This window comes from Vibrio sp. L3-7 (assembly GCF_963898195.1).
GTDB classification, from domain to species: Bacteria; Pseudomonadota; Gammaproteobacteria; order Enterobacterales; family Vibrionaceae; genus Vibrio; species Vibrio echinoideorum.
Map to the genome: position 1 here is coordinate 1 of NZ_CAWQUW010000072.1, position 1,029 is coordinate 1,029.

1 pseudogene is annotated in these 1,029 nt (G+C 50.3%); it reads left to right on the forward strand.

Annotated features, from left to right (window positions below):
• Positions 1–1,029, forward strand: a pseudogene (locus AACW75_RS24290) (conjugative transfer relaxase/helicase TraI); the annotation flags it as partial.

Here is a 1,029-nt window from a genome sequence, read left to right on the forward strand (position 1 = left end):
ATAGCTTACTGCAAAGCGATACGCCGCTGACCAATAAAGACGTCTTGCTCATCGATGACGCCAATAAGATGAGTGCCAATGAGTTGCTGGCCCTCACCGATAAAGCCAAACAATCGAGCAGTAAAGTAGTGATGATTAATCGTGTATCAAGCCGTCAGGGATTTAAAGCCAATAACGCTATCTCGCTGTATCAAAAAGGCAATGTTGAGAGTCATTCTTGGGTCGGCAAGAGAGCCAGCCATACCAACGTGAAACTGCATGACAATGACACCGATAGGATAGCGCGGGTGTACTCAGACCTCCCCGATAAAGCCAACACGCAAGTGATTGCCACCTCCGGCGTCGAGCAGCGGCGGTTAACCGAAGCGATACGGGGCCAACTGAAAAATACCGGCGCCCTCGCCAGACACGAAACCACCCTATTCACTCAAACCCCTCACCACCTCTCCAAAGCGCAGCAACCCCTCGTCCAACACTACAAACCTGGCATGACACTCACCCATTGGGAGAAAAACAAACCTCAGAGTTTTGTCATCGCCAGTATCGATAAAGAGAGCAACACCATGACCGCACTCAGCAAACACGATGGACAATCACACACCTTTGACCCGTCCAGTCGCGCCTTTAAGCACATGAAGATGCAAACCAATAAACCGCAAAGTCTCAACATCGCCCAAGGCGAACGCCTTCGAACGTTAGGCAAACACTTCCCTGCTGGCTTGGACGCGAACCAAAGCTACCTTGTCACTCACATTGACAAAGAAAGCCTCACGCTTGAGAGCAAAGGGGAAACGCAGCGCGTCAACTTAGAGAGCTTAAAAGACGCGCCGCTGCAATACGACTACGTTCATAGCGCCCACCATATTGAGCCAAAAGCCCATACTTTACTGTCTGGCAAAGCGTTTACCCTATCTAAGCCCCTGATAAACGACCTGACTGAAAAAACAGAGCGCCTTGATATCTTCACCGACAAACCAGACAAAGCCCAAAGCGCACTTGAAAAAGAGCAGGTCTCCCCGTCAGCCATTG